We start from the raw sequence: 19,494 nt of genomic DNA, 5'->3' as shown, positions 1-19,494 counted from the left end.
CAATTATACGGACTTTATCATTTAAAGAATTTAAATAAATTAGCAATATTATGATAAAAAGTTTACAATAGTGAAAAATCATATTTATTTTTAAGGGATAGAGTATTGCTTTATCAGTGCAAGTTAGATATAATTATTCTTGTGTTCAAAAGATAATGTCCTGGTAGCTCAGCTGGATAGAGCAATGGCCTTCTAAGCCATCGGTCGGGGGTTCGAATCCCTCCCAGGACACTAAAAGCGTTAAAATACATAAATAAATTTATGCATTAACTGACTAGACTGCTGATATATCAGCAGTCTTTTTATTTTGCTTTGAATTTTATTTACATATTGTTGACACACATAGTGGATACAAACATACTGTTTAATAAAATCATAATGTAGTTAATCAGCACATTGCAAAAGTAAGTTTACAGATGAAATTGGATATTGAATAAAGTGAATGATCATTATAATATATGAAAATTATGTCAAAAAGTATTATTTTATATAGTGAATTTAAACTTTCCCTTGATCATTAGGCTATAACAATTAAAATACATTGTCACTTAATATTTAATCAACTAAATTTGTAAGGTTCTGAAATTGTTTATAGATAATTGAGACATTAACATATGTTTCAGTCTACCAATAAGTGGTATTTAATATATAACTTAATGATTATTTTGCGTTTGCGCTACTTCAATTTGAAGTGGCGCATTTTTAATGTTACTTATAAAATTAATAAAAACCTTTCGTATTAAAAAATTGATATATTACATAACAAGCTTAATTAGCATTAAATTATTCGGTAAGTTTAATTGTATATATATATATTATAATTAAAGACTTTCATCTAAGTTGCATAACATGAAATTGCGCAAAATACAGTTGAGCATTCAAAACTGTAAGATGATGTGTTTTTCACTACAGTTTTTACTATTATTTAATGAAGTATGAAATAAAACACAATTTTATATGTGAATGTCTTATAGTTATAGATAACAAACGATACTTAATTAAATAAAAAAATAACAGTATCGTTTAAAGCATAAAATACAGTCATAAGCATCTATCATATAATGAGGAGTGTTTATAATGGAAGGTTTATTTAACGCAATCAAAGATACAGTACAAGCTGGCATAGCAGGGGACGGTGCTAAATTAGGTACAAGTATCGTAAGCATCGTAGAAAACGGTGTAGGTTTAGCAAGTAAATTATTTGGATTCTAATATAAATAAATAATAAAGGAGAAATGAATTATGACTAAATTAGCAGAAGCAATTGCAAACACAGTTGAAGCGGCAAAATCAGGTAACGGTTCAGAATTAGGTACAAGTATTGTAGATATCGTTTCAAGCGGTGTAGGTTTACTAGGTAAACTTTTCGGATTTTAAAATTGAGTACTTAGCTTATTTTAAAAATATAGTGAGGGGTGTTTATAATGGAAGGTTTATTTAATGCGATTAAAGATACAGTACAAGCTGGCATTGCAGGCGATGGTGCTAAATTAGGTACTAGTATTGTAGACATCGTAGAAAACGGTGTAGGTTTAGTAAGTAAATTATTCGGATTCTAATATAAATTTCTATGACGGACTGGCCAAGGTAATAACCTTGGCCTTTTTTGTTTGCTGAGATATGAAATATGGTATGATGAAATAAAATTCGGCTATGTTTATACATAGACGAGGACATAACTGACATAGTTTATTAAAAGATATCATTAAGGGGTTAGAAAATACTATGAATAAAAGATGTTTGCTTATTGATTTTGACGATACAATTGTTGATTTTCATGACGCAGAAGCTTATGCATTTCATCAACTTACAAAAAAATATAATTTAGAGACAAACCAAGATGATTTAAATCAATTTATGACTGTAAATCAAGCGCATTGGGAAGCATTTCAACAAAACCAATTATCAAAAACTGAAGTTTTAAGTAAAAGGTTTGAAGTGTATTTTGATTTACATCAAATCAATGTTAATGGGGAAGAAGCAGACGTAATCTTTCGAGATGAACTCGCAAATGCTCCAATAAAGTATTTTATGAATACGGTGGAAACGTTGAGAATGCTCAAAGATACACATGATCTATATATTGTTACAAATGGTGTTTTAGAAACGCAAGAAAGACGCATAGCAAAAACAAAAATGGGAAATTGGTTTAAAGGTGTTTATGTATCTGAGCAAACAGGATATCAAAAGCCGATGCCAGAATTTTTTGATTTTGTGTTTAATGAAATTGGTCATGATAAAAGGGACCATGCAATGATTGTTGGTGATTCAATAACATCAGATATTTTAGGTGGGAAAAATGCTGCGATAAAAACATGTTGGTTTAATCCAAGAAATAAAATAAACAACACAGAAATTAATCCCGATTATACTATCGAATCGCTTGATCAATTGTTAGATATAGCAAAATAAAAGAAGCGTGAATTCTAATCAGAAAATTGATTTTAATTCACGCTTCATATTATGTTAATAATCATTCAAGAAATGAAAAAAGTTTACTTTATTAATAAGTATCTACTATATTATAAAAATGAGTGTATTATTTTAAATGTATTGGATGTAAATTTAAGGTGTCCAAATAAGTATATCGTGACCATCTTTATTTTGTTGTTCAATATCTTTAAATCCATGTTTAATGAAGAAATTTTTTGATTGATTACGTGCAATAACTTTAATAGGTTGGCTTTGTTCCTTAGCGAAATCTAACAACGCTTTACCGTAACCACGACCTTGGAAATCACGTAAAACTTCTAGTTTCCATAAAATGTTATAATCATCAAAATCTGAGAAGTATACATCTTCAACTTCTCCTTTACGGTATAAAGCCATACGAGCGCCCAACCTATCACCAACATATATGCCATAAAATGGTGAGTCTGAACTAGCGTCTATCATTTCACCACGTAATTCATCTACTAAATATAAATCTTCATTTCCGAAGTTTCTAAAATCTTCAAATAATTCGTCGGTTTTGTAATTAATATCTAGTCGTTTAACATTACTCACTTTAGCTTCCCCCTTTGCTTTATTACTAACTATTATACCTTATTTTATTGAATATTTCACAAAAATGAATGCTTAAAACATTTTGTAAAATAACGATATTAATTTGCTCATTGTTTTTATATAATGTAAAGTGCTGATAACTTGTATAAATATTGGACAACGAAGTTTATACATATTTATAATAATTTCCAATCAATTTATAAGCCGTAAAATTGTCAATGTTGAATATAAACTTTATACTATATAGGAATAGAGTAACGTAAGGAGAATTACGAATGGATTGTATGACAACGAAACTTAATGAAAAAGATCAATTTATATCTAATGTTAAAAATAGTGATTCAACTTTAGCTAAATATTATCATTTTGATGCGATGAATAAACATGATTATAAAAAAAGACTGCTTATAGAAAATAACGGAAGAGAAGCATCGCTAGCTAAAATCATTGAAGCATACATGGGTGATTTAACATTAGATCATCAACAAAATAATAACTTAAAAGCACTTAGTAACGGTGCGAAAGTTGTGATCGGAGGCCAGCAAGCCGGTTTGTTTGGTGGGCCCTTATACACGTTCCATAAAATATTTTCAATTATTACATTAAGTGAAAAACTATCAAAAGATTACGATACGCACGTTGTCCCTGTTTTTTGGATTGCGGGTGAAGATCATGATTTTGATGAAGTAAATCATACTTATGTTTTTAACGAGCACAAGGCAACTTTACAAAAAATTAGATATAGTACAATGACACCACCAGAGTCTAGTGTTTCAAAGTATTTGCCAGATAAAGATGCGTTACATAAAGCGTTAAATCAATTTTTTAAAGAACTAAAAGAAACTGAGGCTTCTTCAAAATTATTAAACATGTGTAGAAATATTATTGATCATTATGATAGTTGGACTGACATGTTTAAAGCGTTATTACACGAAGTTTTCAAACATTATGGATTATTACTGATAGATGCAAATGATAAAGCGTTGCGTCAATTAGAAAAACCGATGTTTAGAAACATGATTGAAAAGCATCATTCTGTTGACGATGCCTTTAGACAAACGCAAGCTCAAACGATGGCTGATGGCTTGGAGCAAATGATACAGACAGAGACGAATGTGCATTTGTTCATGCATGATAAGAGTGTAAGACAACTATTAACTTTTGAAAATGGGAGATTTTATTTAAATAAATCAGAGAAGTCGTTTTCGAAACAAGAGCTTCTTAATATAGTAGAAACAGAACCAGAAAGATTTTCTAATAATGTCGTTACAAGGCCAGTAATGGAAGAGTGGCTATTTAATACAGTAGCCTTTATAGGCGGTCCTAGTGAAATTAAATATTGGACAGAATTAAGTGAAGTTTTTCGAACGTTAGAAGTATCTATGCCTATCGTTTTACCACGATTAAGAATTACTTATATAAATGATAGAATTGAAAAGTTATTAGCACGTTATCAATTGAACTGTAATGACATCATTGAAAAGGGAATCGGGGCAGACAAAGCACAGTTTATTAGATCCAAAGCGTCACAATCTTTTATAGAACAAATTGAAGCACTTAAAGAACAACAAAAGGATCTATTTCAATCTCTTCAAGCAGAAGTTACAGACAATCATGATAATAAAGTATTGTTAAACAAAAATAATGAAATTCATCAAAAACAATTTGATTACTTGCTAAAACGGTACTTATTAAATATCGAAAGACAAAATGACATTAGCATGAAACATTTTGATATATTAAGTAAAACACTCCATCCAATGGGTGGATTACAAGAAAGAATATGGAATCCACTTCAAATTATGAATGATTTTGGGATAGATGTGTTTAGTCCCTCCACCTATCCACCACTTTCATACACATTTGATCATATATTTATAAAACCTTAGAGCGACAATGGGAACACCCGATTCATCATTAAGATGAATCGGGTGTTTTTTTCTATATTTCAAGAAATTTTGGTGGAATTTGTATAATTAGTGGAGGATAGTGGTGAGATGTGGTAAATTATATATATAAGAAGGTGAGGTGATTATAAATGTTCATGGGTGAATACGAGCATCAATTGGATACTAAGGGACGTATGATTGTTCCTTCCAAATTTCGCTATGACCTAAATGAGCGTTTTATAATTACCCGAGGCCTTGATAAATGCTTATTTGGTTACACTTTAGAAGAATGGCAAGTAATTGAAGAGAAAATGAAAACCTTACCAATGACAAAAAAAGATGCGCGTAAATTTATGCGTATGTTCTTTTCAGGAGCTGTCGAAGTAGAATTAGATAAGCAAGGGCGTATTAATATTCCTCAGAATTTGAGGAAATATGCCAATTTAAGTAAGGAATGTACGGTAATAGGTGTCTCAAATCGCATAGAAATTTGGGATAGAGAAACTTGGAATGATTTTTATGATGAATCAGAAGATAGTTTTGAAGATATTGCCGAAGACTTAATTGATTTTGATTTTTAAATGGAGGCGTTAAATTGTTTCATCATGTCAGCGTTATGCTAGAAGAAACTATAGATTACTTAAATATTAAAGAAGATGGCATATATGTCGACTGTACATTAGGTGGAGCAGGTCATGCCCTCTATTTATTAAATCAAATTGGAGACGAAGGTAGACTTATTGCAATTGATCAAGACACAACAGCACTTGAAAATGCAAAAGAAGTATTGAAAGACCATATACATAAAGTTACCTTCGTGCACAGCAACTTTAGAAAATTGACTGAAATTTTAGATGATTTAAATATTGAAAAAGTAGATGGCATTTATTATGACTTAGGTGTGTCTAGCCCACAATTAGACGTGCCTGAAAGAGGTTTTAGTTATCATAATGATGCGAAATTAGATATGCGTATGGATCAAACACAATCATTATCAGCATATGAAGTAGTGAATGAATGGTCGTTTGAAAAATTAGTTAGAATTTTTCATCGCTATGGTGAAGAAAAATTTTCAAAACAAATTGCAAGACGCATAGAACAAAACAGAGCACAAAAGCCAATTGAAACAACTTTAGAACTTGTAGATGTTATTAAAGAAGGTATCCCAGCTAAGGCAAGAAGAAAAGGTGGGCATCCTGCTAAAAGAATTTTTCAAGCAATTAGGATTGCTGTTAATGATGAATTATCTGCATTTGAAAATTCGTTAGAACAAGCGATTGATTTGGTGAAAGTGGACGGAAGAATATCTGTGATTACATTCCATTCGTTAGAAGATCGACTATGTAAACAAATGTTTCAAGAGTATGAAAAAGGTCCCGAAGTTCCTAGAGGTTTACCTGTCATACCAGAAGCTTATACACCTAAATTGAAGCGAGTTAACCGAAAACCAATCCTTGCTACAGATGAAGATTTAGAAGAAAACAATCGAGCGCGTAGTGCCAAGTTACGTATAGCTGAAATACTAAAATAAGGAGTGATTTTTGAGTGGCAGTAGAGAAAATATACCAACCGTATAGTGGAGCAGAGCAGCATATACCACAAACGCAACCGTCGCCTCATCCCCAGAGTCAACCCCAGACAGTTAAGCGTAAAGTAATTGTCAAGCTAACTAAGTTTGAAAAGATGTTATACATAGGACTTATAACAGTAATTGCTTTAATAAGTATTTATATGCTATCTTTAAAAATGGATGCGTATGAAACTCGAGAAAAAATTGCAGATTTAGATACAAAAATTGAAAAACAATCTAGTGAAAACAGCGCAATAAAATCTGAAATTAAAAAGAACTCCTCATATGAACGCATTTACGATAAGGCCAAAAAAGATGGAATGAGCCTTAAGAACGATAATGTAAAGGTAGTGCGTAATAATGGCGAAGCGAAGAATTAAATTAAAAAAACCGAAGTTTTTAATTAAAAAAAGTAAAATAGGGGCAGTCCTACTCATCCTTGGATTTGGACTGCTCTTTTTTACGTTGGTTTTAAGATACTCGTATATTATGTTGACAGGACACTCTTCTGGTGAAGATCTAATTATGAAAGCGAATGAAAAGTACTTAGTAAATACACAACAACAACCAGAAAGAGGTAAGATATATGACAGAAATGGCAAAGTCTTAGCTGAAGATGTGGAACGTTATAAAGTTGTGGCAGTTGTAGACAAAAAAGCAAGTGAAGGCAGCGATAAACCTAAGCATGTGACAGACAAAAAAGAAACTGCCAAAAAACTTGCAACTGTGATTGATATGTCAGCAAAAGAAATTGAAAAAAAACTGGATAATAAAAAAGCCTTTCAAGTTGAATTTGGTCAAAAAGGCACAGATTTAACGTATCAAGAGAAAGAAAAAATTGAAAAAATGAACCTTCCTGGTGTGACGTTATATCCAGAAACCGAAAGATTTTATCCTAATGGAAACTTTGCATCTCATTTGATAGGAATTGCTCAAAAAGATCCTGATAGCGGAGAATTAAAAGGTGCTTTAGGCGTTGAAAAAATATTTGATAGCTATCTTTCAGGTCAAAAAGGTGCATTATCATATATACATGATATTTGGGGCTATATTGCACCAAATACCAAAAAAGAAAAAGTACCTAAACGTGGAGATGACGTCCATTTAACCCTTGATTCAAACATACAAGTTTTCGTTGAAGAAGCGTTAGATGGCATGGTTGAACATTATAAACCGAAAGATTTATTTGCCGTAGTTATGGATGCAAAAACTGGAGAAATCTTGGCATTTAGTCAAAGGCCAACTTTCAACCCAGAAACTGGTAAAAATTTCGGTAAAAAATGGGCAAATGATTTATACCAAAACACATATGAACCTGGATCAACTTTTAAATCTTACGGATTAGCGGCTGCAATTCAAGAAGGTGAATTTAAGCCAGATAAAAAATACACTGCTGAACCTAGAGAAGTAATGGGATCTAAAATATCTGACTGGAACAAAGTAGGTTGGGGAGAAATCTCAATGTCTACTGGTTTCACATATTCTTCAAATACTTTAATGATGCACTTACAAGATTTAGTTGGTTCAGATAAGATGAAAGAATGGTATGAAAAATTTGGTTTTGGTAAATCTACCGATAGCATGTTTGATGGTGAATCTACAGGTGGTATTGCCTGGGATAATGAAGCACAGCAAAAAACATCTTCATTTGGTCAATCTACAACCGTAACACCAGTTCAAATGCTAAGAGCGCAATCAGCTTTTAATAATGAAGGTAAAATGTTGCAACCATGGTTTGTGGATAGTGTGAGTAATCCTGTTACTGATGATACTTTTTATAAAGGTAAAAAAGAGTTTGCAGGAAAACCAATTACTAAAGACACTGCTAAGAAAGTTCGTACCGAATTAGATAAAGTTGTAAACAGTGAAGACAGTCACGCTAAAAACTATCAAATTGATGGTTATGACGTAGCCGGTAAAACAGGTACAGCACAAGTTGCTGACTCTGATAATGGTGGTTATGTTCAAGGTGAAAATCCATATTTTGTAAGCTTTATTGGTGACGCACCTAAAGATGATCCAGAAGTAATTGTTTATGCTGGTATGAGTTTAGCACAAAAAAATGATCAAGAAGCCTACGAAATGGGTGTAAGTAAAGCGTTTAAACCTATTATGGAAAATACGTTAAAATACTTAAATGTTGGAGATAAAAATTCTAAAGATAAATCTGATGTGAAGTATAGTAAAGTACCAGATGTTCAAGGTCAGGAGACACAAAAAGCACAAGATAAGGTGAATAGTAAATCTCTTGATCCAATAGTCATAGGAAGTGGAGATAAAGTTGTAAAACAATCAGTATCACCTGATAAGGAAGTGCTTCCAAATAGTAAGGTACTCCTATTGACAGATGGGGATATAACAATGCCTGACATGACTGGTTGGACAAAAGAAGAAGTGATTGCCTTTGAAACATTGACGCAAACAAAAGTGACTACAAAAGGTAGTGGTTTTGTTTCAAATCAATCTGTTAATAAAGGACAAAAAATTGACAAAAAAGATAAAGTAGAAGTGACGTTATCTGCTGAAGCGATTAATGGTGAATCATCAACCACGTCATCTAAAGAAAAAGAAACATCCAAAGACAATACTGACAAAAATGATGATAACAACTCAGATTCAAGCAGTGACAAACAAAGTGAATAAATAAATTATTTTATTTCTGACGTCAATGGTAAAACATGTTAAAATGTATAATTTGAAATTGATGCGAGGTAGTAATTTAAATGTTTAGTACAAAATATAATTTTGTAGATTTAAAACATAAATACTGCCTCGTTACATATGATTTATAAGTTGCACCTAGCATTAACGACATTAATCCAATTTAATATTAAAGGAGCATAATATGGTTTATTTACTAGCGATCATTGCATTACTAATAACATTTATATTAGTCCCTGTATTGATACCAACACTAAAAAGAATGAAATTTGGACAAAGTATTAGAGAAGAAGGCCCTCAAAGTCATATGAAAAAAACAGGTACACCGACTATGGGTGGGTTAACTTTCCTACTTAGTATTATTATCACTTCAATATTAGCGATTATTTTTATGGATAATGCGAATCCGATTATATTATTATTGTTTGTGACGATTGGTTTTGGGTTAATTGGTTTCATAGATGATTACATCATTGTTGTTAAAAAAAATAATCAAGGTTTAACGAGTAAACAAAAATTTCTTGCTCAAATCGCTATTGCGGTTATTTTCTTCATATTAAGCCAAGTGTTTAATTTAACAGACTTTTCAACTGGCATTCATATTCCATTTACAGGTTTAGAAGTACCTTTATCTATTGCATATGTAATTTTCATTGTATTTTGGCAAGTTGGTTTTTCTAATGCAGTGAATTTAACGGATGGATTAGATGGACTTTCTACAGGGCTTTCCATTATTGGATTTATTATGTATGCATTAATGGCTTATATCCAAGGGGCTAATTCCATTGGTTTGTTTTGTATTATCATGATTTTTGCGTTACTTGGATTCTTACCGTTTAATTTAAATCCTGCAAAGGTATTTATGGGAGATACAGGCAGCTTAGCTTTAGGTGGTATCTTTGCCACGATTTCAATTATGCTAAACCAAGAATTGTCACTCATTTTTATTGGTTTTGTATTTGTAGCTGAAACATTATCAGTTATGATTCAAGTTACATCATATAAGCTTACAGGGAAAAGAGTTTTCAAAATGTCACCACTACATCACCATTTTGAGTTAGTCGGCTGGAATGAACGAAAAGTTGTTACTGTATTTTGGACAGTTGGTATTATTTCAGGTCTTATTGGCTTATGGATTGGAGTGAATTAAATTGCTAAAATATACAGGTTTAGAAAATAAAGATGTATTAGTAATAGGATTGGCAAAAAGCGGATATGAAGCAGCGAAATTATTACAAAAACTTGGCGCAAATGTCGTTGTCAACGACGGCAAGGATTTAAGTCGAGATGCACATGCAATTGATTTAGAAAATATGGGGGTCAAAGTTGTTGGTGGGGAGCACCCATTTTCTTTACTTGATAATGAGCCACTGATTTTTAAAAACCCTGGCATACCTTATACTGTTCCGTTGATTCAAGAAGCAGAACGCCGAGGATTACAAATACTTACTGAAGTGGAATTAAGTTATTTAGTTTCAAAAGCACCTATTATTGGTGTTACAGGTACAAATGGAAAAACAACGGTAACTTCATTAATTGGAGATATGTTTAAAAAAAGTAGAATTACTGGTAAATTATCTGGCAATATAGGTTATGTTGCTTCAAAAGTGGCACAAGAAGTAGATGAAGAGGATTACCTTATAACTGAATTATCTTCATTTCAATTACTAGGGATTGATCAATATAAACCACATATCTCAATTATTACAAATATTTATTCGGCACATTTGGATTATCATGAAAATTTAGAGAATTATCAAAATGCCAAAAAACAAATATATAAAAATCAAACAGAAGATGATTATTTAATATGTAATTATCATCAACGCCATTTGATTGAATCTGAATCTTTAACAGCAAAAGTATATTATTTTTCAACACAGCAAGAGGTTGATGGTATCTATGTAAAAGATGATTATATTACGTTTAAAGGTTTCCGACTTATTCATAAAGATGACTTAGTACTACCTGGTGAACATAATTTAGAAAACATACTAGCTGCCGTATTAGCTGCATTATTAGCAGGTATTTCTGTAAGAGCAATTATAGATAGTTTGACAACATTTTCAGGTATAGAACATAGGCTTCAATATGTAGGATCAAACAAAACTAATAAATACTACAATGACTCTAAGGCTACTAATACTTTAGCAACGCAATTTGCGCTTAATTCATTTAAACAACCTATTATTTGGTTGTGTGGCGGTTTAGACAGAGGAAATGGATTTGATGAATTAATTCCATATATGAATAACGTCAGAGTGATGGTAACTTTTGGTGAAACACAAGATAAATTTGTGAAATTAGGCGAGAATCAAGGCAAATATGTAATAAAGGCTACTGATGTAGCAGATGCAGTCGATAAAGTACAATCAATTATTGAGCCTAATGACGTTGTATTATTATCGCCAGCTTGTGCAAGTTGGGATCAATACAATACATTCGAAGAGCGCGGGAATAAGTTTATAAAGAGTTTCCAAGCGCATTTACCTTCACTTTAAAGGTTGTGAAATAAATGTCAGATAAAGTTAGTGAATTTGATTCTGAATATTTAAAAGAGAAACGTGCAAAGCGGCGTAAAAAACAAAAACAAATCCAATACGCGATTTTCGGTATTTTGTTATTTATCATTTTGCTGATTCTTATTTATATGTTCACACCATTAAGTAAAATCAACTCAGTGACCATTGAAGGCAATGATAATGTATCTAAAACTTCTATTAAAAAAGCTATTGATGTGAAAGATGATTCAAGAATGTATACCTATAGTACTTCAACAGCTGTTAAGAATTTAAAAAAGAATAAATTAATAAAACATGCAGAAGTGACTAAAGTATTACCGAATAAGTTGAAGGTTAAAGTGACAGAAAGTCAAATCGTTGGTTTAGTTAAAAAGAAGGATGATTATGTACCCATTCTTGAAGATGGCACAGAGTTAGAAAATTATGAAGATAGTAATGTAACAGATGATGGCCCCGTACTTGAAGGATTCAAAAAAGAGAAAAAAGAAAAAATGATACAAGAATTATCAAAAATGCCTGCAAAAGTTCGAGGTATGATTGCAGAAGTGCAATATGATCCACAGGAAAATTTACAAAATCAAATCAAATTATTTACGACAGATGAGATTCAAATTGTAGGTAACTTAAATACTATTGGTAATAAAATGAAGTATTATCCTCAAATGTCACAATCATTAGAACGTGATGAATCAGGAAGTTTAAAAAAATCAGGTTATATTGATTTGTCAGTTGGTGCTTCTTTCATTCCTTATAGTGGTGGAAGTACGACTAAATCAACGAGTGATCAAAACGTTGATAAAGGAAATACACAGGAAGATAAGGCTAAAGACGAGTTGCAAAGTGCATTAAATAAGATAAATAAAGAATCAGACAAAAATAATTAAAAAATTTAGACAAATACATGTGTTTATAGTTCACAAGCGTCAAAACGTATTGTAAACTGTTAATAGTGTGAACATGAATAAGTAATTGTCAGGAGGTGCCTATCTATGGAAGAGCATTATTATGTAAGTATAGATATCGGTTCGTCAAGTGTTAAAGCGATAGTGGGCGAAAAATTTCACAATGGAATAAATGTGATAGGTACAGGACAGACCTACACAAGTGGTATAAAAAATGGTCTTATTGATGATTTCGACATCGCAAAACAAGCGGTTAAAGATACAATCAAAAAAGCCTCTATTGCATCAGGCGTCGATGTTAAAGAAGTGTTTTTAAAACTTCCAATTATCGGTACTGAGGTATTTGATGAATCAAATGAAATTGAATTTTATGAAGATACTGAACTAGATGGTACACACATTGAAAGTGTACTGGAAGGTATACGTGAAAAAAATGATGTACCCGAAACAGAAATAATAAACGCTTTCCCAATTAAATTTGTTGTAGATGGCGAAAATGAAGTATCAGATCCTAAAGAACTCATTGCTAGACACAGTTTGAAAGTAGAAGCTGGTGTCATTGCCATTCAAAAATCAATCTTAATAAACATGATTAAATGTGTAGAATCTTGTGGTGTAGATGTATTAGATGTTTATTCTGATGCATATAACTATGGATCAGTACTTTCAGCAACAGAGAAAGAACTTGGTGCATGCATCATTGATATAGGTGAAGATATAACACAATTAGCATTTTACGAAAGAGGAGAGCTCGTAGATGCTGATGCTATAGAGATGGCTGGTAGAGATATAACAGAAGATATTGCAAAAGGTTTAAATACATCATATGAAACGGCTGAAAAAATTAAACATCAATATGGTCACGCTTTCTTTGATTCAGCTTCTGATCATGATGTATTCACTATTGACCAAGTAAATAGTGAAGAAGAAGCGCAATTTACTCAAAAAGATTTAGCAGATGTAATAGAAGCACGTGTGGAAGATATATTCTTCAATGTGTTTGATGTATTACAAGAGTTAGGTCTTACAAAGGTAAATGGAGGTTTCGTTGTAACTGGTGGTTCAGCTAATTTACTAGGCGTTAAAGAATTGCTTCAAGATATGGTAAGTGAAAAAGTAAGAATTCATACACCATCACAAATGGGCATAAGAAAACCAGAGTTTTCTTCAGCGATTTCAACGATTTCTAGTAGCATTACTTTCGACGAATTACTAGATTATGTTACAATTAATAATCATGACAGTGAAGAATTTGAAGAAGAAGTCATAGAATCAAATGATCGAGAAAATAGTACGAAGTCAAGCGGATTTGATTGGTTCAAAAAGAAATCAAACAAACAAGAAGAGCCACATACATCAACTTCTGATATAGAAGAACCAGAAGCGTCTGAGGCATACGAACCTGAAGACAACATAGAACAAGAACAAAAAGAACAAGAAAGTAAACCTCAAGACAAAGAAGAAAGTAAGTTCAAGAAACTTATGAAATCTCTATTCGATTGATTGGCCACTAAAACTAGGAGGAAATTTAAATGTTAGAATTTGAACAAGGATTTAATCATTTAGCGACGTTAAAAGTCATCGGTGTAGGGGGCGGCGGAAATAACGCTGTTAACCGAATGATTGATCATGGTATGAATAATGTTGAATTTATTTCTATCAATACGGATGGACAAGCTTTAAACTTATCTAAAGCTGAGTCTAAAATCCAAATTGGTGAAAAATTAACACGTGGTTTAGGCGCTGGTGCAAACCCTGAAATAGGTAAAAAAGCTGCCGAAGAATCGCGTGAACAAATTGAAGATGCAATCCAAGGTGCTGATATGGTTTTCGTAACAGCAGGTATGGGTGGCGGTACTGGTACAGGTGCTGCGCCAGTTGTAGCGAAAATCGCAAAAGAAATGGGAGCGTTAACAGTTGGTGTTGTTACGCGTCCATTCGGATTTGAAGGCCGTAAACGTCAAACACAAGCAGCTGCTGGTGTAGAATCAATGAAAGCTGCTGTTGACACATTAATCGTAATTCCTAATGACCGCTTATTAGATATTGTTGATAAGTCTACACCAATGATGGAAGCATTTAAAGAAGCTGACAATGTATTACGTCAAGGTGTTCAAGGTATTTCAGATTTAATCGCTGTTTCAGGTGAAGTTAACCTTGACTTTGCAGACGTTAAAACAATTATGTCGAACCAAGGTTCTGCGTTAATGGGTATCGGTGTGTCTTCTGGCGAAAACCGTGCAGTAGAAGCTGCTAAAAAAGCTATTTCTTCACCATTATTAGAAACTTCTATTGTGGGCGCACAAGGTGTGTTAATGAACATTACTGGTGGAGAATCATTATCATTATTCGAAGCACAGGAAGCAGCAGATATTGTACAAGATGCAGCAGACGAAGATGTTAATATGATTTTCGGTACTGTAATTAATCCAGAATTACAAGATGAAATCGTGGTAACAGTAATTGCTACTGGGTTTGAAGATAAACCTTCATCTCAAGGTCGCAAAGCTTCAAATACTGGATTCGGCAATAGTGCATCATCTGGAAGTACAACTGCAAAAGAAGATTCATTCTCTTCTAGTGCATCACAATCTACAGATAGTGCAAATGAAGGTAGAACACATACTACAAATGAAGATGATATTCCTAGCTTTATTAGAAATCGTGAAGAAAGACGTTCTAGAAGAACTAGACGTTAATCTCGAATGAACTTCTTCTTCTGTTAGTTTTTCATAATAATTAATATTAATTAAGACAACATAAAACATATAGATGTCATCAGGTCCAAAGATCTGATGACTTTTTTGAATTTAGAAATTGGCATATAATTAGATATGAAATACTTCGTTTTGGAGCAAAATATAGTTTCCAATTATTTAGAATCTCCCAATGACTTTAGATAGTTTGTAAATGTTGAATAGCTGGAGGTTTATGACATGCAAGAGAAATTTATCAAAGATCGACATATTTTAAAATATGATGACAATCAATTAAACAATGTGAAATTGGGTATAACAACAAGAGAAGATGGATTTAGTAATTACCCGAAAAATGCATTTAACATGGCAAGATATATTAATGATGATCAAGATAATGTTACAAAGCATCAAATGTTACTTGCTTCTGTAATTCAGTTTCCCACAAATCAATGGGTTTTTCCGATTCAAACACATGAAAATAAAGTGGTTGAAATTACTAACAAAGATAAGGGTACAAATATTGATAGACTTTCTAATGCGTTACATGGTATAGATGGTATGTATACATTTGAAAAAGATATATTATTAACCATGTGTTATGCAGATTGTGTACCAATTTATTTTTACAGCGAAAAGCATGATTTTATTGGTTTGGCTCATGCGGGTTGGCGTGGTACAGTAGGACAAATAGGCAACCAAATGTTAAAACATATACCATTTGATTTTAATGATTTAAAAGTTGTTATAGGACCAGCAACAGCAACTTCATATGAAATTAATGATGATATTAAAAGTAAATTTGAGCGCTTACCTATAGATTCACATCAATATATTGAGACGAGAGCAGAAAACCGTCACGGTATAGACTTAAAAAAAGCAAATGCTATGTTGCTAGCGTATGGTGGCGTTCCCCAAAATAATATTTATATAACAGATTATGCTACTTCAGAAGATTTAACTTTATTCTTTTCATATAGAGTAGAGAAAGGTAATACTGGTCGTATGTTAGCTTATATTGGTCAATAACTAAGAGGTGTATAAAAATTGGATGTACAGCAAAGTTTAACGCAAATAAATAATCAATTGGACATACATTGTAAAAAAGGAAATATTACAACAGTCCCACACGTGATAGCAGTGACAAAATATGTTACAATAGAGCGAGCTAATGATGCTTACCAAGCAGGTATTAGACACTTTGGTGAAAATCGTTTAGAAGGTTTTCAACAAAAAAAAGCAGCCTTACCAGACGATGTAGTCATGCATTTTATCGGTTCTTTACAAACAAGAAAAGTTAAAGAGGTAATCAATGATATCGACTATTTTCACGCTTTAGATCGTCTGAAATTAGCGAAAGAGATTAATAAAAGAGCTGAACATAAAGTGAAATGTTTTGTTCAAGTAAATGTTTCTGGAGAAACGTCAAAACAAGGCATCGCATTAGATGAAGTAGATACGTTTATTAAAGATTTAGAGCAATATGAAAACATAGAAATTACTGGTCTTATGACAATGGCACCATATACGGACGATGAACCGTACATCAAAGATTTATTCAAATCATTAAGAGCAAAAAGAGATGAAATTAAAGCGCTCAATTTAAATTATGCACCATGCACAGAGTTATCAATGGGAATGAGTAATGATTACCATTTAGCAGCTGAAGAAGGTGCATCATTTGTGAGAATTGGGACTAAACTTGTAGGAAAAGAGGAGTGAGCCCCGTGGCTTTAAAAGATTTATTTAGTGGTTTTTTCGTAGTTGAAGAGGAAGATGATGATTTAAAAGCGCCACCCGAAGAAGAACAAGATAGACAACAAGCACAGTCTCAAACAAATTATAATAATCAACAAACTGAAAATACAGAAAGACAACGTATACAGTCCGTACCCAAAAAACAACCAACAAGATTACAACAATCAACAGGGGAAAGGAAGTATCAAATGAGTAACAGTGCACCTAAAAATAATACTAGGAACGTTGTGAACATGAATAATCAAGAACAAAATAATTATGGATTTACGCAAGAAAGTTCTAAAATGTGTTTATTTGAGCCACGCGTCTTTTCAGATACTCAAGATATTGCGGATGAATTAAAAAATCGCAGAGCAACTTTAGTAAACTTACAACGTATTGATAAAGTGTCTGCAAAAAGAATTATCGATTTTCTAAGCGGTACTGTTTATGCAATTGGTGGAGACATTCAACGTGTAGGTTCTGATATATTCTTATGTACGCCAGATAATGTTGAAGTCGCAGGAAGCATAACGGACCAAATTGAAAATATGGAATACCAAGGTGAATAGAGGTAAACATTCATGGATATAGGTTTATTAGCAAATATATTTCAATTTATTTTATTCTTGGTCAAAATTTATTACTTTGGAATGATTGTGTATTTCTTTATGTCATGGCTTCCAGGTGCGCGGGAAAATAAATTCGGTCGATTTTTATCAAAATTGTATGAGCCGTTTTTAGAACCATTCCGTAAAATTATTCCGCCTATTGGCATGATTGATATTTCTTCAATTGTTGCAATAATTGTACTTGTATTATTCCAAACTGGCTTGGCAAATATTTTTAGTTTGATTTTAAGAAATTTAGTGTAAGTTTTGTATTGAGAATAAATAGTAATTGAATAAAGTTTAAAATAAATGTTAAGCACCTAACGTTAAAAACGAGAGGTGCTTTAACTTATATTTGGAGTGAAATCACATCGATATTTATCAACATTTTAGAAAAGAAGAGCATGAATTAATCGATCAACTTATCGATAAGTGTTATCGTGCCAATGAACAATTTGCGCCTGTGTTAACTTCTTTTTTAGATCCCAGAGGCCAATATATATTAAATGTCATAGTTGGTAGTTTTCAAGATTTAGAAGTTACATTTTATGGAGGGCCATTTGCTGAGAGACAAAGAGCTATCATAGCACCAGATTACTTTCAACCTGAAGTGGAAGATTTTGAAATTATTCTTTTTGAAATTGATTATCCTCAAAAATTTGTCACACTTCAACATCAACATGTACTGGGTACAATCATGTCATTAGGTATCGAAAGAGACCAATTAGGTGACATTGTGGTAGATGAAAGTATACAATTTACTTTGACAAAGCAATTAGAATCATATATTATATTGGAATTAAATAAAATTAAAGGCGCTACAGTTAAACTAAATGCGATACCAATTAAAGATATGATACAATCAAAAGAGAACTGGCACTCATTTGAGACAACCGTATCTGGTTTACGTTTAGATGTCGTTCTAAAAGAAATGATTCGTAAATCTCGTTCTATTAGCAAACAGTTAATTGTAAAGAAACGTGTTAAAGTTAATCATACGATCATTGATTCTGCTGATTTCCAACTGGACAAAGGTGACTTACTGTCTATTCAAGGATACGGAAGAGCAATGGTTGTTGATATCGGTGGAAAAACAAAAAAAGATAAAACACGAATTTCCTACAAAACTTTATTTAAATAAGTTATACTTATAAAGTGTAAAACAACCGAATTTTAACGACTAAAATTAGCAATGATACTATATAAAATAAATTTTATTTCTGATATTTAATGAAATAACAAAATAGTGTATGATAAAAGGAGGATAATGACGCATGGCTTTTACACCAAGTGAAATAAAAAACAAATCATTTACTCGTGTTAAAACGGGTTTTGAACCAACTGAAGTTGAAAGTTATCTAGAACAACTCAGTAATGAAATTGAACGTTTAAAAGAAGATAAAGCACAATTAGAAAAAGTTGTTGAAGATAAAGAAACGAATATTCAATCTTATAAAGATGTGCATCAATCAGTGAGTGATGCATTAGTTCAAGCAAAACAAGCTGGAGAAGAAACGAAAGCAGCAGCAAATAAAGATGCAGAGGCAACAATTGCAAAAGCGAAAAGTGAAGCAGATCGTATTGTCAATGATGCAGTTGAAAAAGCTCGTCGACTTTCTTTCCAAACAGAAGATATGAAACGTCAGTCTAAAATATTTAGATCTCGTTTCCGTATGTTAGTAGAAGCACAGTTAGATTTACTTAAAAATGATGATTGGGATTATTTATTGAATTATGACCTTGATTCTGAACAAGTAACGCAAGAGAACATTAATCATTTAAATGAAAATGAATTAACTGAAGAAGAAAAAGCGATGAAAGCAAAAGCTGAAGCAGATAGTGCAGCAGAAGCGGATGCAGAAGCAACAAATAATGAGAATAAACAATAAACAACAGACGC

At 32.2% G+C, this 19,494-nt stretch carries 21 protein-coding genes and 1 tRNA gene; 21 read left to right on the top strand and 1 reads right to left on the bottom strand.

The window, feature by feature from the left end; genetic code table 11:
* Positions 1-157 precede the first annotated feature (157 nt).
* From KA926_RS04460 to KA926_RS04440, 5 genes are all read left to right on the top strand, one after another.
* A tRNA-Arg gene (locus KA926_RS04460) sits at positions 158-231 on the top strand.
* Between the two features lie 846 nt (positions 232-1,077).
* Positions 1,078-1,212, top strand: coding sequence for a beta-class phenol-soluble modulin (locus KA926_RS04455; RefSeq protein ID WP_019469301.1), 135 nt, complete (start codon positions 1,078-1,080; stop codon positions 1,210-1,212).
* 30 nt (positions 1,213-1,242) lie between these two features.
* Positions 1,243-1,377 (top strand): beta-class phenol-soluble modulin, encoded by a 135-nt coding sequence (locus tag KA926_RS04450; RefSeq protein ID WP_019469302.1) that lies wholly within the window; start codon positions 1,243-1,245, stop codon positions 1,375-1,377.
* Positions 1,378-1,424: 47 nt separating this feature from the next.
* The gene (locus KA926_RS04445) at positions 1,425-1,559 is read left to right on the top strand and encodes a beta-class phenol-soluble modulin (protein WP_192946778.1); all 135 of its coding nucleotides are present in this window, start codon (positions 1,425-1,427) and stop codon (positions 1,557-1,559) included.
* Between the two features lie 166 nt (positions 1,560-1,725).
* Positions 1,726-2,412: a YjjG family noncanonical pyrimidine nucleotidase gene (locus KA926_RS04440; protein ID WP_210143649.1), complete on the top strand. Its 687-nt coding sequence runs from the start codon at positions 1,726-1,728 to the stop codon at positions 2,410-2,412.
* 153 nt (positions 2,413-2,565) lie between these two features.
* Here the strand turns inward: KA926_RS04440 and KA926_RS04435 are convergent, their stop codons facing one another.
* Positions 2,566-3,006 (bottom strand): N-acetyltransferase, encoded by a 441-nt coding sequence (locus tag KA926_RS04435; protein WP_192946776.1) that lies wholly within the window; start codon positions 3,004-3,006, stop codon positions 2,566-2,568.
* A gap of 275 nt (positions 3,007-3,281) precedes the next feature.
* Between KA926_RS04435 and bshC the strand changes: the two genes are divergently transcribed.
* The 16 genes from bshC (at position 3,282) to KA926_RS04355 (ending at position 19,483) form a co-directional block, all read left to right on the top strand.
* On the top strand, positions 3,282-4,895 hold the full coding sequence (bshC, locus tag KA926_RS04430) for a bacillithiol biosynthesis cysteine-adding enzyme BshC (protein WP_210143648.1): 1,614 nt from the start codon (positions 3,282-3,284) through the stop codon (positions 4,893-4,895).
* Between the two features lie 149 nt (positions 4,896-5,044).
* A complete protein-coding gene (mraZ, locus tag KA926_RS04425; RefSeq protein WP_046208714.1) occupies positions 5,045-5,476 on the top strand; it encodes a division/cell wall cluster transcriptional repressor MraZ in 432 nt (143 codons plus the stop codon).
* Positions 5,477-5,490: 14 nt separating this feature from the next.
* Positions 5,491-6,426 carry a 16S rRNA (cytosine(1402)-N(4))-methyltransferase RsmH gene (gene rsmH / locus KA926_RS04420; protein ID WP_192946774.1) on the top strand — a complete coding sequence of 312 codons (936 nt, stop codon included), beginning with the start codon at positions 5,491-5,493 and terminating at the stop codon, positions 6,424-6,426.
* A gap of 14 nt (positions 6,427-6,440) precedes the next feature.
* Positions 6,441-6,845: a cell division protein FtsL gene (gene ftsL, locus KA926_RS04415; RefSeq protein WP_019469309.1), complete on the top strand. Its 405-nt coding sequence runs from the start codon at positions 6,441-6,443 to the stop codon at positions 6,843-6,845.
* Positions 6,826-9,108 (top strand): penicillin-binding protein, encoded by a 2,283-nt coding sequence (locus tag KA926_RS04410; RefSeq protein ID WP_192946773.1) that lies wholly within the window; start codon positions 6,826-6,828, stop codon positions 9,106-9,108. The genes ftsL and KA926_RS04410 overlap by 20 nt, the downstream gene beginning before the upstream one ends.
* A gap of 202 nt (positions 9,109-9,310) precedes the next feature.
* Entirely contained in the window at positions 9,311-10,276 is a 966-nt protein-coding gene (gene mraY, locus KA926_RS04405) for a phospho-N-acetylmuramoyl-pentapeptide-transferase (protein ID WP_107383714.1), read from the top strand.
* 1 nt (position 10,277) lies between these two features.
* Positions 10,278-11,627: a UDP-N-acetylmuramoyl-L-alanine--D-glutamate ligase gene (gene murD, locus KA926_RS04400; RefSeq protein ID WP_192946772.1), complete on the top strand. Its 1,350-nt coding sequence runs from the start codon at positions 10,278-10,280 to the stop codon at positions 11,625-11,627.
* 14 nt (positions 11,628-11,641) lie between these two features.
* On the top strand, positions 11,642-12,532 hold the full coding sequence (locus KA926_RS04395; RefSeq protein WP_192946771.1) for a cell division protein FtsQ/DivIB: 891 nt from the start codon (positions 11,642-11,644) through the stop codon (positions 12,530-12,532).
* 105 nt (positions 12,533-12,637) lie between these two features.
* Positions 12,638-14,053, top strand: coding sequence for a cell division protein FtsA (ftsA, locus tag KA926_RS04390; RefSeq protein ID WP_210143647.1), 1,416 nt, complete (start codon positions 12,638-12,640; stop codon positions 14,051-14,053).
* 29 nt (positions 14,054-14,082) lie between these two features.
* Positions 14,083-15,249 carry a cell division protein FtsZ gene (gene ftsZ / locus KA926_RS04385; protein ID WP_019469315.1) on the top strand — a complete coding sequence of 389 codons (1,167 nt, stop codon included), beginning with the start codon at positions 14,083-14,085 and terminating at the stop codon, positions 15,247-15,249.
* A gap of 237 nt (positions 15,250-15,486) precedes the next feature.
* The gene (gene pgeF, locus KA926_RS04380) at positions 15,487-16,275 is read left to right on the top strand and encodes a peptidoglycan editing factor PgeF (protein WP_192946769.1); all 789 of its coding nucleotides are present in this window, start codon (positions 15,487-15,489) and stop codon (positions 16,273-16,275) included.
* An 18-nt stretch (positions 16,276-16,293) separates the two neighbouring features.
* The gene (locus KA926_RS04375; RefSeq protein WP_107383719.1) at positions 16,294-16,968 is read left to right on the top strand and encodes a YggS family pyridoxal phosphate-dependent enzyme; all 675 of its coding nucleotides are present in this window, start codon (positions 16,294-16,296) and stop codon (positions 16,966-16,968) included.
* 5 nt (positions 16,969-16,973) lie between these two features.
* Positions 16,974-17,555: a cell division protein SepF gene (locus tag KA926_RS04370; protein WP_192946768.1), complete on the top strand. Its 582-nt coding sequence runs from the start codon at positions 16,974-16,976 to the stop codon at positions 17,553-17,555.
* Between the two features lie 12 nt (positions 17,556-17,567).
* A complete protein-coding gene (locus KA926_RS04365) occupies positions 17,568-17,858 on the top strand; it encodes a YggT family protein (RefSeq protein ID WP_107385915.1) in 291 nt (96 codons plus the stop codon).
* Between the two features lie 106 nt (positions 17,859-17,964).
* Positions 17,965-18,735 carry a YlmH family RNA-binding protein gene (locus tag KA926_RS04360; protein WP_210143652.1) on the top strand — a complete coding sequence of 257 codons (771 nt, stop codon included), beginning with the start codon at positions 17,965-17,967 and terminating at the stop codon, positions 18,733-18,735.
* A 133-nt stretch (positions 18,736-18,868) separates the two neighbouring features.
* The gene (locus tag KA926_RS04355; protein WP_192946767.1) at positions 18,869-19,483 is read left to right on the top strand and encodes a DivIVA domain-containing protein; all 615 of its coding nucleotides are present in this window, start codon (positions 18,869-18,871) and stop codon (positions 19,481-19,483) included.
* Positions 19,484-19,494: the final 11 nt, after the last annotated feature.

Source organism: Staphylococcus sp. GDY8P94P (assembly GCF_017892255.1).
Lineage (GTDB): Bacteria > Bacillota > Bacilli > Staphylococcales > Staphylococcaceae > Staphylococcus > Staphylococcus cohnii.
Note: the sequence above shows the minus strand (reverse complement) of the source record. Positions and strands in the feature narration are given on the sequence as shown.

Excerpts from the sequence above, each read along its gene's own strand:
- KA926_RS04455 (WP_019469301.1), top strand. The coding sequence starts at position 1,078 with ATGGAAGGTTTATTTAACGCAATCAAAGATACAGTACAAGCTGGCATA.
- KA926_RS04450 (WP_019469302.1), top strand. The coding sequence starts at position 1,243 with ATGACTAAATTAGCAGAAGCAATTGCAAACACAGTTGAAGCGGCAAAA.
- KA926_RS04445 (WP_192946778.1), top strand. The coding sequence starts at position 1,425 with ATGGAAGGTTTATTTAATGCGATTAAAGATACAGTACAAGCTGGCATT.
- KA926_RS04440 (WP_210143649.1), top strand. The coding sequence starts at position 1,726 with ATGAATAAAAGATGTTTGCTTATTGATTTTGACGATACAATTGTTGAT.
- bshC (WP_210143648.1), top strand. The coding sequence starts at position 3,282 with ATGGATTGTATGACAACGAAACTTAATGAAAAAGATCAATTTATATCT.
- mraZ (WP_046208714.1), top strand. The coding sequence starts at position 5,045 with ATGTTCATGGGTGAATACGAGCATCAATTGGATACTAAGGGACGTATG.
- KA926_RS04410 (WP_192946773.1), top strand. The coding sequence starts at position 6,826 with ATGGCGAAGCGAAGAATTAAATTAAAAAAACCGAAGTTTTTAATTAAA.
- mraY (WP_107383714.1), top strand. The coding sequence starts at position 9,311 with ATGGTTTATTTACTAGCGATCATTGCATTACTAATAACATTTATATTA.
- KA926_RS04395 (WP_192946771.1), top strand. The coding sequence starts at position 11,642 with ATGTCAGATAAAGTTAGTGAATTTGATTCTGAATATTTAAAAGAGAAA.
- ftsA (WP_210143647.1), top strand. The coding sequence starts at position 12,638 with ATGGAAGAGCATTATTATGTAAGTATAGATATCGGTTCGTCAAGTGTT.
- ftsZ (WP_019469315.1), top strand. The coding sequence starts at position 14,083 with ATGTTAGAATTTGAACAAGGATTTAATCATTTAGCGACGTTAAAAGTC.
- pgeF (WP_192946769.1), top strand. The coding sequence starts at position 15,487 with ATGCAAGAGAAATTTATCAAAGATCGACATATTTTAAAATATGATGAC.
- KA926_RS04365 (WP_107385915.1), top strand. The coding sequence starts at position 17,568 with ATGGATATAGGTTTATTAGCAAATATATTTCAATTTATTTTATTCTTG.
- KA926_RS04355 (WP_192946767.1), top strand. The coding sequence starts at position 18,869 with ATGGCTTTTACACCAAGTGAAATAAAAAACAAATCATTTACTCGTGTT.